The sequence below is a fragment of the Hymenobacter cyanobacteriorum genome (assembly GCF_022631375.1).
Classification (GTDB): Bacteria; Bacteroidota; Bacteroidia; order Cytophagales; family Hymenobacteraceae; genus Hymenobacter; species Hymenobacter cyanobacteriorum.
The window spans coordinates 273852-286317 of record NZ_JALBGC010000005.1; the positions used below are offsets into that span (position 1 = coordinate 273852).

At 62.3% G+C, this 12466-nt stretch carries 14 protein-coding genes; 7 read left to right on the top strand and 7 right to left on the bottom strand.

The annotated features are described in order from the left end of the window. Positions 1-40: 40 nt before the first annotated feature. The 3 genes from MON38_RS19020 to MON38_RS19030 all read right to left on the bottom strand — a co-directional run bounded on the left by MON38_RS19020 (position 41) and on the right by MON38_RS19030 (position 1376). Positions 41-463 (bottom strand): arsenate reductase ArsC, encoded by a 423-nt coding sequence (locus MON38_RS19020; protein ID WP_241937746.1) that lies wholly within the window; start codon positions 461-463, stop codon positions 41-43. A gap of 33 nt (positions 464-496) precedes the next feature. Beyond that, the gene (locus MON38_RS19025; RefSeq protein WP_241937747.1) at positions 497-958 is read right to left on the bottom strand and encodes a DUF6428 family protein; all 462 of its coding nucleotides are present in this window, start codon (positions 956-958) and stop codon (positions 497-499) included. 73 nt (positions 959-1031) lie between these two features. Then, the gene (locus MON38_RS19030; RefSeq protein WP_241937748.1) at positions 1032-1376 is read right to left on the bottom strand and encodes an ArsR/SmtB family transcription factor; all 345 of its coding nucleotides are present in this window, start codon (positions 1374-1376) and stop codon (positions 1032-1034) included. Positions 1377-1746: 370 nt separating this feature from the next. Between MON38_RS19030 and MON38_RS19035 the strand changes: the two genes are divergently transcribed. Further along, complete coding sequence (locus MON38_RS19035; protein WP_241937749.1) at positions 1747-2199, top strand: energy transducer TonB; 453 nt, start codon at positions 1747-1749, stop codon at positions 2197-2199. Between the two features lie 136 nt (positions 2200-2335). Here the strand turns inward: MON38_RS19035 and MON38_RS19040 are convergent, their stop codons facing one another. Beyond that, positions 2336-4306, bottom strand: a complete 1971-nt coding sequence (locus MON38_RS19040) for a BamA/TamA family outer membrane protein (RefSeq protein ID WP_241937750.1) — start codon at positions 4304-4306, stop codon at positions 2336-2338. Positions 4307-4527: 221 nt separating this feature from the next. On the opposite strand from MON38_RS19040, the gene MON38_RS19045 reads away from it, so the two are divergent. After that, complete coding sequence (locus MON38_RS19045) at positions 4528-5796, top strand: putative DNA modification/repair radical SAM protein (protein WP_241937751.1); 1269 nt, start codon at positions 4528-4530, stop codon at positions 5794-5796. Between the two features lie 8 nt (positions 5797-5804). Continuing rightward, positions 5805-6080, top strand: coding sequence for a hypothetical protein (locus MON38_RS19050; RefSeq protein WP_241937752.1), 276 nt, complete (start codon positions 5805-5807; stop codon positions 6078-6080). 12 nt (positions 6081-6092) lie between these two features. On the opposite strand, the gene MON38_RS19055 is transcribed toward MON38_RS19050, so the two are convergent. Next, positions 6093-6467: a cupin domain-containing protein gene (locus MON38_RS19055; protein WP_241937753.1), complete on the bottom strand. Its 375-nt coding sequence runs from the start codon at positions 6465-6467 to the stop codon at positions 6093-6095. A gap of 80 nt (positions 6468-6547) precedes the next feature. On the opposite strand from MON38_RS19055, the gene MON38_RS19060 reads away from it, so the two are divergent. After that, positions 6548-7480 carry a TIGR03915 family putative DNA repair protein gene (locus MON38_RS19060; protein ID WP_241937754.1) on the top strand — a complete coding sequence of 311 codons (933 nt, stop codon included), beginning with the start codon at positions 6548-6550 and terminating at the stop codon, positions 7478-7480. Between the two features lie 124 nt (positions 7481-7604). Further along, the gene (rfbD, locus tag MON38_RS19065) at positions 7605-8468 is read left to right on the top strand and encodes a dTDP-4-dehydrorhamnose reductase (RefSeq protein WP_241937755.1); all 864 of its coding nucleotides are present in this window, start codon (positions 7605-7607) and stop codon (positions 8466-8468) included. Positions 8469-8523: 55 nt separating this feature from the next. Here the strand turns inward: rfbD and MON38_RS19070 are convergent, their stop codons facing one another. Further along, positions 8524-9756, bottom strand: a complete 1233-nt coding sequence (locus MON38_RS19070) for an MFS transporter (RefSeq protein ID WP_241937756.1) — start codon at positions 9754-9756, stop codon at positions 8524-8526. 121 nt (positions 9757-9877) lie between these two features. Between MON38_RS19070 and MON38_RS19075 the strand changes: the two genes are divergently transcribed. Together MON38_RS19075 and MON38_RS19080 are read left to right on the top strand one after the other, a co-directional pair. Next, the gene (locus tag MON38_RS19075; protein ID WP_241937757.1) at positions 9878-10402 is read left to right on the top strand and encodes a GreA/GreB family elongation factor; all 525 of its coding nucleotides are present in this window, start codon (positions 9878-9880) and stop codon (positions 10400-10402) included. 44 nt (positions 10403-10446) lie between these two features. Beyond that, positions 10447-11373: a bestrophin family protein gene (locus tag MON38_RS19080; protein WP_241937758.1), complete on the top strand. Its 927-nt coding sequence runs from the start codon at positions 10447-10449 to the stop codon at positions 11371-11373. A 50-nt stretch (positions 11374-11423) separates the two neighbouring features. On the opposite strand, the gene MON38_RS19085 is transcribed toward MON38_RS19080, so the two are convergent. Then, positions 11424-12359, bottom strand: coding sequence for a helix-turn-helix transcriptional regulator (locus tag MON38_RS19085; RefSeq protein WP_241937759.1), 936 nt, complete (start codon positions 12357-12359; stop codon positions 11424-11426). Positions 12360-12466: the final 107 nt, after the last annotated feature.

Sequence of the window (12466 nt, forward strand, 5' to 3'; positions counted from 1 at the left end):
TTAAGCAACGGCGGGCGGGGGCAAGCCCCGCACCCTACCCCTAAAATTCGGCCCGCACGAATTCCTGCGCGTAGGCCTTCACCTGTTCACGCACGCTGCGGAACTGCGCCATAATTTCCTCCTCGCTGCCAGTAGCTTTGGCTGGGTCGGGGAAGTTGTGATGCAGCTTTTGGGCCGTGGAGGGGAACATTGGGCACACCTCATGGGCATGGTCGCACACGGTAATGACGTAGTCGAAAGGCACGGCCGCGTACTCGTCGACGTGGTTGCTGGTGTGGGCCGAAATGTCCACGCCGTCTTCCGCCATCACGCGCACGGCACGCGGGTTGAGGCCGTGCACTTCCACGCCGGCGCTGTACACCGCCGCGCGCTCGCCCAGCGCTTGGGCCAGGTAGCCGTGTAGCAGCTGGCTGCGGCAGGAGTTGCCGGTGCATAGCACCAGAATGTTCTTTTTATCAGGCATAAGTCTCTGGGAAATCCGTTGTGAAGGGTAGTGCTAGCAGCACCCACCGCCCGGCGTGCAGCCCGCTACCTGCAGCTGCGGCAGCGCAAATTGCTGGTCGGCCGGAATGCCACAGGCATCCTGCGCCAGGCAAGCCGTGTGCTTGGCCGTGAGCCGGAAATCCGTTCCATCAAACGCCAGCCCAAACTTGCCGATGGTAGCCTGCTGGTACTCCACTTCAATCTCCAAATCCTCGCGACCCAGAATTTTCTCCGACAACTTCAGGATGTGCAGGAATTTCTGCGGCGCCAGCCGGTGGTCGTAGTCGCCGGCCTCCCAGAGCTGGAAGTTGGCCACCGTTTCGCGCCGCTCCACGCCGCCGCAATCGATAAAGTGCTTGCTCACCAAGCCCACTTCCGTCACGTGGAAATGGGCCGGCAACTGCGTCCCATCGGGCAGGCAGAAGTTCACGGCCGCCAGCCCGTTCAGGGCCTCTTTCATCTCGAAAATTTTCATGGCGTTGATTGGTTGAAATAAGGTTTTTAGGAAAAAACAGTGGAACAGCGGCCGTTTCGGTAGGGCCTCGGCTTCAGCAGCAGCCAGCGGCATCTGGCGCAGCAGCAACAGGCATTTCCGCCAGCAAATCGCCAAACAGCCGCCGGGCCACCGCCCAGCCGGCCGCATCAAGGCAGTAGCACACGCGCGGCCCGTCCACCTCGCCCTGCACTAGGCCCGCCGCTTTCAACTCCTTCAGGTGCTGCGACACGGTGCTTTGCGACAGCGGCAGCTCCAGCACCAGCTCGCCGCACACGCAGACCCGGCGTTGGGCCAGCAGCCGCACAATGGCCACCCGCGCCGGATGCCCCAGGGCTTTGGCCACGGCGGCCAGTTGCTGCTCGGCAGCGGTGAAGTGCTCGCGCTTATGAGATGCCATTGTACTTTTATCGTCGATTTACGATTGCAAATCTAGCAAAGGCCATTCTTTTTCTGGTACGGAATTTTGACTCTACGGAATAATGCTGTTTTGCTTAACGAAAAAATAACGGGCCGGTAAGCAAAGTCAATCTGATGAAGGAGTCTCGTAATAATGCCATTAAATCGCGCAAAAGAAGTTATTATACGATTTATCCGATTTTAAGCCTTTAAATAATGCCACGATAGTATTCCCTTGCTTGCCTACTGTAAGAAGCAAAAATCTGTTGATAAGTCAATTTCTTAAAAACTATTTTGTAGCTTTCCATCATAGTTAGGGCAGGTTGTTACTGTGCCCACCACCTTGCTTACATCATCTATCCTGTCTCACTGTGAAAAATACTTTACGCTTTTCCGTTTTCGCTGCGCTGCTGGGCTTGTTTGCCACCGGGTATAGCCAGGCCCAGACGGGCCCCAACCAGGCTGCACCTTCCGGCCCGGCCGCGCCGGCCGCCATCAACCCCGACTCGGTGTTTGTGAACCCCGAAGTACGGCCCCAGTTTGTGGGCGGCGACAAAGCATTTGCCGCCTACGTAGGCAAATCCATCCGTTACCCGCAGCAGGCATTGCAGCGGCACATTTCGGGTAAAGTCTACATCAGCTTCACGCTCAGTGCCCAAGGCAAAGTGCAGGATGCCCACGTGGTAAGTGGCCCCGGCAACGGCCTCAACGAAGAGGCCCTGCGCCTCATCTGGACCATGCCTGCCTGGGAGCCCGGCCGCGTGAACGGCCAGCCCGTGCGCGTGGCCTGCACCCTGCCCATCGCCTTCAACTCGGGCCGCTAGGCCTGGTTTCGCTGCCTGCTATCGTTTGTTCGCTTTTAGTGTCCGATAATTACCCGTTAATATAGTTACCAGCGCAGCGCCCGGCCCTCAATCAGAAGGCCGGGCGCTGTTGCGTTAGCGCCCGGGCAGTGCCCGGCTACTGGTAGCCGGGCACGCCGGGCGACCCCAGCCCAAAATCGCTGAAGGTGATGGTTTCGCGGGTGCTTTCGTACATGCGGATGCCGTTGGCCGCGCTCAGGCCGCGCGGGTAGTAGCCCAGCAGCAGCTGGAAGGTGCGCAGCACCGTGAACTCGTTGCGGAAACGCAGGCCCAGCCCAAAGCCGGTGTAGGGTGCGCCGGCAAAGGGCGAGCCGCCGCCGGGCCGGTCGGTTACCCAGGCCGCATCGGCGAAGGCAATGCCGGCCAGCCGGAAGCCCAGCAGTGACAGCGGCGTAAACAACGTGGTTTCGTAGTTGAGCACAAAACGGCTGGTGGCCAGAATGGGGTTGGCCGGCGAAAAGCCGCGTAGGCCCCGGTCGTTGGTGATGCCCTGCAGAAACTCGCCGGGCCGCCGGTTCAGGCCGATGGTAGCGCGGCTGCTGAGAAAGTGTCGGTACTGCCAGTTGCCGGCATGGTAGAGCTTGGTGAACGAGGTGAGCTCGCCCGTGAGCAAACCCTGCTCCCACCGGCTTTCGGCATCGAGGCGCTGGTAGCCGCCCAGGTCTACAGACCCGTAGAGGTAGCCGGTGCGGGTGCTGAAGGCTGCCGCCGCCAGGCGCACATCGAAATAGCGCCGCGGCACCACGTTGTTCATGTCGTAGCCCGCCGTGAAGCTCACCAGCGTGCCCGTCGGCACGTCCTCGGTGCGGCCGAAGCCGAACAGGTACCGGTCCTTATAGTAGCGGCGCACCGAATAGCCCACCGTGCCCAGCAGCAGGGTGCTGTTGTGGTAAGAATTCTGGTAGTTGGGCACCTCCACCGGGGTAGGCGTGGGCACGGTCTGGAACTGGCTGCGCACCACCCGGGTAGCCACAATGATGCGGCCCGGGTTTTCGTAGCCCAGGTCGTAGGAGCGCAGGCGCAGGGCGCGCCCCACCCACACATCCTGCACGTCGTAGTTGAGCGGATAATAGCGGTAGGGTTGGCCGGGCGGGGGCGGGGCCAGCGAAATATTCAGCGCGTAGCGGTCGATGTTGATGGCCCCGGCATAGCGAGTGGTCGGCGAGTAGAAATCCCGCCTGAGCGACACCCCGCCCGAGCGGAAATTGAACTCGTCGCGGTAGCGCGCCTGCGCATACAGGAAGTGCCGGAACGGAGCCGTGTAGCTGCCCTCGTAGGCCCAGGTTTGGGCGCCGGGCGAGTTGTCGTACTCCCGTCCGTAATTATAGGAGTTCTCAATCTGGTGGCCCAGGCCCAGAAAGTTCTGGTCGCCGAGGGTGATGGTGCCCGACGTGGCCGTGCCCACCTGCACGCCGGCCGTGATGCTGAACACGTCGGTGGTCAGGATTTCTATATCGACGCTGTCGCGGGTGGTGGTGCGCTCGTTCACCAGCACGCGGGCATCCAGGATTTCGGGCGTCTGGCGCAGCAGGCGCTCCGATTCGGCCAGCGCCTGGGGCTCGAGCGGCTGGCCGGGCCGAAACAGCAGCACCTGCCGGATACGGGCCCGCGAGGTTTTGATGTGCAGGCCGTTGCCGGCTTTGTCGAGGAAGGTGCGCGGGTGGCGGGTCGAGTCGGTGAGGCTGTAGCCGAACGCATCAAGCGGCCGAATATCAACGCGGCGCACAATCTTGAAGCTGTGGCGGTCGAACTGCCGGTCGAGCAGCACGGCATCGAGGCCGCCCTGCTCTTCCTGCCGCCGCGTGAAATTGAGCAGACCCGACATGGCCTTGCCCACGATGGTTTTGCGGCGGGTGTAGGCCTGCAGCCGGTTGATGAGCCGCTCCTGGTCGAACCGCTCGCGCAGCGAATCGGGGCGGGCGGGCAGCACCTCTTGGGTGGCGTGCAGCGAGTCGGGCGGCACGGCCGAGCGCGGGTCAAACGTCTGCGCGCGCGCCGGCCGGGCCAGCCCCAGCAACAGGAGCAGGCCCGGCAGCCAGGCCAATAAATAATAACCGCGAAAGCTCATGGGTAAGGGCAACGCCGCAAAGTACGAAAAGGAGCCGGAGGCGTTTGCGGCCCGGCCGGCTGTTGGGCGTGCGGCACGCGTTGTTTTACTAAGCTGTTGCGAAACTATAGCCGTAGGTTTTTCCCGGAAAAAGAAACTATTCCCAAAAAAATTAGCTTAACACATGGTGCCCGATTGCGGGCTGATTCGTAATTTTAAAGCCGAAAGCAACGTCCCACTTCATGAACGAGCGCATTCAGGAGAAACTAAGCATATTAGCCGATGCGGCCAAGTACGACGCGTCGTGCAGCAGCAGCGGGGGCAAGCGCAAAAACGAAAGCAAAGGCCTCGGCAATGCCGAAGGCATGGGCATCTGCCACAGCTACACCGAGGACGGCCGCTGCGTGAGCCTGCTGAAAATCCTGCTCACCAACCACTGCATTTTCGACTGCGCTTACTGCGTGTCGCGCCGGAGTAACGATGTGAAGCGTGCCGCCTTCACCGTAGATGAAGTCGTGGACCTCACCATCAACTTCTACCGCCGCAACTACATCGAAGGCCTGTTTCTGAGCTCCGGCATCTTCTCCAGCCCCGACTACACGATGGAGCGCCTCGTGCGCATCGTGAAAAAGCTGCGCACCGAGCACCGATTCAACGGCTACATCCACGTCAAAACCATTCCCGGCGCAAGCGAAGAGTTGATTGCCGAAGCCGGCCTCTACGCCGACCGCCTCAGCGTAAATATCGAGCTGCCCTCTGAGTTGGCCCTTACCACGCTGGCGCCGGAGAAAAACTACCAGGAAATCCTGACCCCGATGGCCCAGATTCGGGACGGCATCATTCAGAATAAGGAAGAGAAGGCGCTGTTCAAGAAAGTGCCCGGCTTCGCCACGGCCGGCCAAAGCACCCAGCTCATTGTGGGGGCCAGCGCCGAAACCGATTTGCAAATCATCAAGCTCACCGACAGCCTTTACCAGGGCTACGGCCTGAAGCGCGTGTATTACTCCGGCTACATTCCGGTGACGGACGACGCCCGCTTGCCGCAAGTCACGCAGCCGCCCGTCATCCGCGAGCACCGCCTGTACCAGACCGACTGGCTGATGCGCTTCTACGGCTTCCAGGCCGACGAAATCCTCGACCCCGCCCACCCGCACCTCGACCTCGAAATTGACCCCAAGCTGGCCTGGGCCCTGCGCAACCGCCACGTTTTCCCGGTCGATGTGAACGTGGCCGACTACGAGATGATACTGCGCATTCCCGGCGTGGGCGCGCGCTCGGCCAAGCGCATCATCGCCGCCCGGCGCTTCGCCACGCTTAATATGGAAACGCTGCGCCAGCTGGGTGTGGTGCTGAAGCGCGCCAAGTATTTCCTCACCTGCCGGGGCGAGCACCAGCCCGTTATCGGCGAACTGACCGAGCAGCAGGTGCGCCGCCAGATTCTGTTCGGGGCCGGTTCGGTACGCTCGGCCCTCGTCACGCAGCAGCTCGATTTGTTTGCCCAAGCCTCCTGATTTTCCGCATGAAAGCCGACTTCAATTCCTATTCTTCCACGCCGCTGCTGCACCCCGGCCAATTGGGCGGCGTGCAGCACGACATTCTTTTTTCTGTGATGAAAGTTATTCACCGCCAGCCCCAGCCGCAGCCCGTTGTGCTGCCGCAGTCCGATAAAGTGAACCGCCTTTCGTGCTGCTGCCGCATCAGCGAGCTGATGCCGCTGGTGCGCCAGCTGCACGACGAGGCCCGCGCCCGCCACGAAGCCCGCCGCCAGGGCGAGCAGCGCCAGCAGGCCGCGTAGGGTACCTACTGCTTAATCGCGGCGCAGGCCCAGCCGCTCCACGGTTTCGCCCTCAAAATCGAACTCAATGAGCACGGCCGGCGAGTTGCCCACCACCCAGCCGTCGTGGCCCGGGGCGATGGCCACCACCTGCGGCGCGACGAACTTCTCGAGCGTACCATCGGCATACTGAATGTTGAGGTGGCCGGCCGCCAGAAAGCCCACGTGCGCGTGCTGGCAAAGCTCGGTGCCCACCACCGGCTTCATGTCTTTCGACCAGCGAAAACCGACCGGGTACACAATCCGTTTTACGCGGGAATTGCCGGTGCGTACCACGTCGACCTGCGCGCCGCCGACTTCGCGGCGGGTAGCGCCTTTGAGGGGACCGAGGAGTGTGTCGAGGTTCATAAATCGTCGGGGCCAAGTGTAAAAAAGACAGCTGTTTGCTGGCTTAAATATAGAAGTTTTCGCCAGAAGCCCACCTGCCTTTGAAGCCCATCCGCCGCCCCGCTGCCACGCCAACACCAGCTGCTCCACGCCGGGCCGGGGCTCCCGGGCTTACGGGCGCACCGCTGGATTATACCTACGACGGCACGTTTGAGGGCTTACTTACGGTGCTGTTCAGCATTTACGAAAGCAAGTCGCCGCCCAACAGCGTGCAGCCCGAAGGCACGGCCCAAACCGGCCTCTTTGCCCAGCCGGCCCACCGCGAAACCGATGAGGCGCTGGCGGCCCGCGTGTGGGAGGGCCTGTTGCGCACGATGGACAACGAGGCCCGCACCCGCCTCTACCACGTGTTCCTCAGCGAAGATGCCGACCGCGAACTGCTGATTTTCCGCTACGTGGATTTGGCTCTGCGCTCGCCCGTGGATGTGGCCGAGAACTACGCCAACGCCGACGTGCGCCGCGTGCAGCGCCTGGCCCAGATGATGTTTCGCGAAAAGCACCGCATGGAAGCCTTCGTGCGCTTCGAGAAAACCAGCGACGAGCTGTTTCACGCCACCATCGAGCCCGACATGGACGTGCTCCCGCTTATCGCCGCGCACTTCACCAAGCGCTACGCCGACCAGCGCTGGCTGATTTACGACCGCCGCCGCCACTACGGGCTGTACTACGACCTGACGCGCACCGACATTGTGCAGTTTGAAAACCCGACGGGCCGGAAAGCCACCGACATTTCCGCCACCGTGCTCGATGAGCGGGAGCCGCTGTTCAAGCACCTCTGGCAGGCGTATTTCGACCACGTGAATATCCCCGAGCGCCGCAACCTGAAGCTGCACCGCCGCCACATGCCGCTACGCTACTGGAAATACCTTAGCGAGAAGCAACCCCGCGAAGTGCGCTTCGAGCCCATCAAAAACAAGCAGGCGGTTGTGGGCAAGGAAGTATCGGCGGGCCAGAAGCTGCTGCCGCCGCAGTAGGGTGCGGGGCTTGCCCCCGCCCGTCGTTGAACGATTCAGCAGCGAGTCGTTCAACGACGGGCGGGGGCAAACCCCGCACCCTACGCTTTCGGGGCTAAATTGCGGGCCAATCTGAGTTTTAGCAATGAGTACAATACTGGTTTTTGGGGCCTCCGGGCAATTGGGGCAATGCCTGGCGCACGTGGCCCGCGAGCGCGGCACCGCCGGCCTGCATTTTCTGGCCGAGGAGCAGGCCAACATCCTCAATCCCGAAGGCCTGGCCGCGCTATTTGCCGAGCACCGCCCGGCCTACGTCATCAACTGCGCCGCCTACACGGCCGTCGACAAAGCCGAGGACGAAGTGGACCTGGCCCGCCGCATCAACCGCGACGGCGTGGTGAACCTGGCCCGCCTGTGCGGCGAGCACGGCAGTACGCTCATTCAGATTTCGACCGATTTCGTGTTTGCCGGCAGTGGCAACCAGCCCCTTGCCGAAACCGACGAAACCGCGCCCATTAGCATCTACGGCCTCACCAAGCTCGAAGGCGAACAGGTGATTCCAGGCCTCACGGAACGGTATTTCACGCTGCGAACCAGCTGGCTGTACTCGGAGTTTGCCGGCAACTTCGTGAAAACCATGCAGAAGCTGGGCCGCGAGCGCGACGAGCTGCGCGTCATCTGGGACCAGGTGGGCACGCCCACCTACGCCATCGATTTGGCCGGCGTCATCCTAGGTATTATTGAAAGCCAAAGCACGGCCTACGGCCTCTATCACTACAGCAACGAAGGTTTGACTTCGTGGTACGACTTCGCGACGGCCATCTTCGAGCTAAGCGGCATTGCGGTGAAAACCACGCCCATCCGCACCAGCGAGTACCCCACTAAAGCCACCCGTCCACCGTTTTCGGTGATGGACAAAACCAAAATCAAAACCGCGCTGGGCGTGGCCATTCCGCACTGGCGCGAAAGCCTGAAAACCTGCGTGGCGCGGCTGGCAACGGCTGAATAGGTGTCAGATGAACGCACGAATAAAAAGACCGCGCCGGGTAACCAGCGCGGTCTTTTTAGTGAGCCTGCTCAGCGGCTGGTTCGCGCCCGTAAAAGCGGCTCACCAGATACGCCGCGCTCGCGAAGGCGGCTCCCAATACGCATACGCCGGCCCAGCCGCCGTGGGTCCAGGCTAGGCCGCCGGTCACCGAGCCGATGGAGCCGCCCGTAAAATACCCGGTCATGTACACGGTGTTGAGCCGGCTGCGGGCCTCGGGCACCAGCGAGAAAATCTTGGTCTGGTTGGAGATGTGGGCCGACTGCACGCCCACATCCAGCAAAATCACGCCCAGCACCAGCCCGGCCAGGTGGTAGCTGGTGAGGCCCATGAACACATAAGCCGCCAGCGCCAACAGAATGCCTACGCCGATGGCAAAATCGGGCCCGCGCGTGTCGGCGGCCTTGCCGGCCAGCGGTGCGGCCAGCGCACCCACGGCCCCAATCACGCCAAAAAAACCGGCCACGTCGCTGCCGTAATGGTAGGCCGGGCCTTCCAGAAAAAACGCCAGCGTGGTCCAGAACACGCTGAAGGCCGCAAACAGCAGGCCACCCACCAGCGCCGAGCGGCGCAGGGCCGGCAGCGTCGCGGTCAGGGTCAGCAGCGACTTCATCAACGCGCCGTAGGTGCCCGCGAAGTTGGGCCGGTCCTGCGGCAGCCGCCAGGCCAGCAGGCCTAACAGCGCCAGCATCAGCCCGGCCGCGATTTCGAACATGGCGCGCCAGCCCAGGTGGGCGCCCACGTAGCCGCTCACGGTGCGCGAGGCCAGAATGCCAATCAGCAAGCCGCTCATGATGCGGCCCACGATGCGGCCGCGGTCGGCCTCGGGGGCCAGGTGCGCGGCCATGGGCAGCAGCAGCTGCGGCACCGCCGAGCAGATGCCGATAAGAATGCTGGCTATCGCCAGCAGCGCAAAACTGGGTGCAAACGCCGCCAGCCCCAGGCAGGCCGCCGCGCCCAGCAGCATGAACAGCATCAGGCGTTTGCGCTCCAGCATATCGCCCAGCGGCACCACGAACAGCATGCCCAGCGTGTAACCTATTTGCGTGGCCGTGGCCACTAGGCTGGCGCTGCTGTCGGAGAGGTGAAAAGTGCGGCCAATGGCGGCCAGCAGCGGCTGGTTGTAGTAGATGTTGGCCACCACCAGCCCGCAGGTGAGGGCCATGAGCCAGACGAGGGCGCCGTCGAGCCGGCGGGTGGGTAGGGTAGGAGCAACCGCCGCATCGGCGGGCTCAATAAGCAGTTCTGACATTCAATAGCGCGAACGAATCGGGATAGGGTAGCGGCGAAATAGCGTAGGGTAACCGCGGTTTGGCCCCGATGGTTGCGCTATGCTCCCACAACCCGTCCGCCGCGCCTGCGTTTGCCGAAGCATGAGCCGAGGATTTACCAGGGAAGACGACGCCCAAACGCCGCCCATTATTCCGCCCCGGGCGGCCCTCCCGCCGGGCACGCCCAATTACGTTACGCCCCACGGCCTGGAGCTGCTGCGCACCGAGCTGGCTACCCTCGAAGCCGAGCGTGCCCTGGCTGAAGCCGACCACAGCAACGACACCGACCGCACCCATCGCCTCTCACTCTACAACGGTCGCCTCGCGCTGCTCCTCGAACGCCTTGGCAGCGCCAGAGTGGTGGAGCCAGCTGGTCAGCCCGCCAAAGAAGTGCGCTTCGGGGCCACCGTCACGTTGCGCACCGTGCGCGGTGGAAAACTGGGTTTCGAGCGCAAATTCACCATCGTGGGCGTAGACGAGGCCGACATCGCCTTAAGCAAAGTGGCTTTTGTGGCACCCATTGCCCGGGCCGTGCAGGGCGCGAAACTCAAGCAGCAGGTGCCGCTAAAGCTGGGGCCGCAGGAGGAAGTGGTGGAAATAGTCGCCATCCAATATTCCGAAGCGTAATTTCGGCCGCGTTGGCGCAGCACCTGGCCGCGCCCCCCGCGCTTATGATTGTCTACAAATCGACCGATTGGTGGGAGGCCCTGCGCCACCTGCGCTCCTCGGGCATTATCCGCCTGCTGCTGAAACGGGTGCTCTTTGTGGGCATTTATGCCACCATTGTTACGGCTCTCGTCATTCGCTTCGAGCGCATGAACGTGGCCGTTGACAAGGAGTTTTTCTCGTTTCTGGGCATCCTGCTTAGCCTGTTGCTGGCCTTCCGGACCAACACGGCCTACGACCGTTTTTATGAAGGCCGCCGCCTCTGGGGCCAGCTCGTGAACAACTGCCGCAACCTGGCCGTGCTGCTCCACGCCCGCCTGCCGGCCGATGACCATGCCCACCGCGCCTACCTCGCCCGCCTGCTTGCCAACTTTCCCATTGCCCTCGATGGCCACCTGCGCAACGGCGTCCGCTTCGAAAAGCTGGAAACCGTTGAGCCTGGTTTCATCGACCACCTGCAAACCGTGCGGCACGTGCCCTCGCGCCTGGCGGCTATGCTGCAGGAATTCTACGAACAGCTGTTGCGCGAGGAAATCATCCTGCCCACGCACCTCCTCACCATCCAGCGCCACCACGAGGCCCTGCTCGACGTGGCCGGGGCCTGCGAACGCATCAAAAGCACGCCCATTCCCTTTTCCTACAGCTATTTCATCAAAGGCTTTATCACGGTATTCATCCTCACCATGCCCTTCAACCTGCTCGATACCTACGAGTGGCTCACGGTGCCCATCACCATGTTCGGGGCCTACGCGCTGCTGGGCGTGGAGATGATTGGCGACGAAATTGAAGACCCGTTCGGCAAAGACAGCAATGACTTGCCGCTCACCCAAATGGCCAACCGCATTCGCGCCAACGTGCACGAAATCCTGGGCGTGGAGCTGCACGAGGATGTGCGCGGCCTAGCCGATGTGCCGTACAGCGTGGTGTTTTAGCTGTAGCGCGGACTTTGTAGTCCGCGAGTGGAATGGCCTAGGGCCGCGGACTACAAAGTCCGCGCTATATCCTTCTTATACACCCCCGGCGTCACGCCCTCATACTTCTTGAACAGTGCCTGGAAGTACGACAGGTTGTTAAAACCCGCCCGCAAACACACTTCCGCCACGCTGGCCAGCGGGTGGCGCAGCAGCCGCTTGGCCTCGCCCAGCCGCTCGCGGATGATGTACTCGACCGGCGTAATGCCGAACTCGCGCTTGAACACCCGGAAGAACGTGGCCTTGCTCATGCAGGCCAGCGCGCTCAGTTTGTCGATGGTCAGGTTTTCCGACAGATGGTCCTTGATGTAGCCCACCACGGCGGCGAAGCGGTGGGTGGTGAGGTGCCGGGCGTAGTCGTGGAAAATGAGTTGGCGGGCCTGCGTCTGCATCAGGCGCACCAGTAGCTCCTGCAGCGTGAAGCCGGCCAGTACATCTTTATTGATGTCGGAAGTGCGCGATACGGCCACCAGGCGGCCCAGCGTATCGGTCAGCTCGGGCGTGTTGGTGAGGTGGGCGTATTCGGGGCCTTCGATGGCCCAGGGTTGATGGGGCTCGGCCTTGGGGTATCGTTCGTTCAGCAAATCCACCGTGTGGCGGATGGTATCGGGAGCGATGGCTACGGCCAGGCACTGCGTGGGCTGGCACAGGCAGGCATCGGGGAAATCAATTTCCATCAGCTCGTCCTTGTCCACCACCACGCTTTCGCCGGGCAGGTAGTCGAACGCTTCGCGGCCGGGCAGGTGCATCACCTTCTTGCCGCGCAGCATGGTGGTTAGGGCCAGGCCTTCGAGGCGCAGGGGCACGCGGTGGGCGGCGCGGTGCGTTTCGAACACGTTCAGCTCGAAGCCTTCCAGGTTGTACACCGTCCGGTTTTCGACCAGCGAATGCAGGCGTTCGAGCGCGAGCGGGGCAACGGCAGTAGGCAAATGAACGCGGCTGGGCATGGCGGAAAGAATGAGGTGAGGGAGTACCCACTCCCAACACGAAGATGGTAGGGCAAGTTGCGACAATTTCGGCACTCTTTGCGATAATACCACAACCGTCCGGCACA

Coding starts and splice junctions, on each gene's coding strand:
- MON38_RS19030 (WP_241937748.1), bottom strand. CDS start 1,376: ATGGCATCTCATAAGCGCGAGCACTTCACCGCTGCCGAGCAGCAACTG.
- MON38_RS19040 (WP_241937750.1), bottom strand. CDS start 4,306: ATGAGCTTTCGCGGTTATTATTTATTGGCCTGGCTGCCGGGCCTGCTC.
- MON38_RS19020 (WP_241937746.1), bottom strand. CDS start 463: ATGCCTGATAAAAAGAACATTCTGGTGCTATGCACCGGCAACTCCTGC.
- MON38_RS19070 (WP_241937756.1), bottom strand. CDS start 9,756: ATGTCAGAACTGCTTATTGAGCCCGCCGATGCGGCGGTTGCTCCTACC.
- MON38_RS19075 (WP_241937757.1), top strand. CDS start 9,878: ATGAGCCGAGGATTTACCAGGGAAGACGACGCCCAAACGCCGCCCATT.
- MON38_RS19080 (WP_241937758.1), top strand. CDS start 10,447: ATGATTGTCTACAAATCGACCGATTGGTGGGAGGCCCTGCGCCACCTG.
- MON38_RS19055 (WP_241937753.1), bottom strand. CDS start 6,467: ATGAACCTCGACACACTCCTCGGTCCCCTCAAAGGCGCTACCCGCCGC.
- MON38_RS19025 (WP_241937747.1), bottom strand. CDS start 958: ATGAAAATTTTCGAGATGAAAGAGGCCCTGAACGGGCTGGCGGCCGTG.
- MON38_RS19050 (WP_241937752.1), top strand. CDS start 5,805: ATGAAAGCCGACTTCAATTCCTATTCTTCCACGCCGCTGCTGCACCCC.
- rfbD (WP_241937755.1), top strand. CDS start 7,605: ATGAGTACAATACTGGTTTTTGGGGCCTCCGGGCAATTGGGGCAATGC.
- MON38_RS19085 (WP_241937759.1), bottom strand. CDS start 12,359: ATGCCCAGCCGCGTTCATTTGCCTACTGCCGTTGCCCCGCTCGCGCTC.
- MON38_RS19045 (WP_241937751.1), top strand. CDS start 4,528: ATGAACGAGCGCATTCAGGAGAAACTAAGCATATTAGCCGATGCGGCC.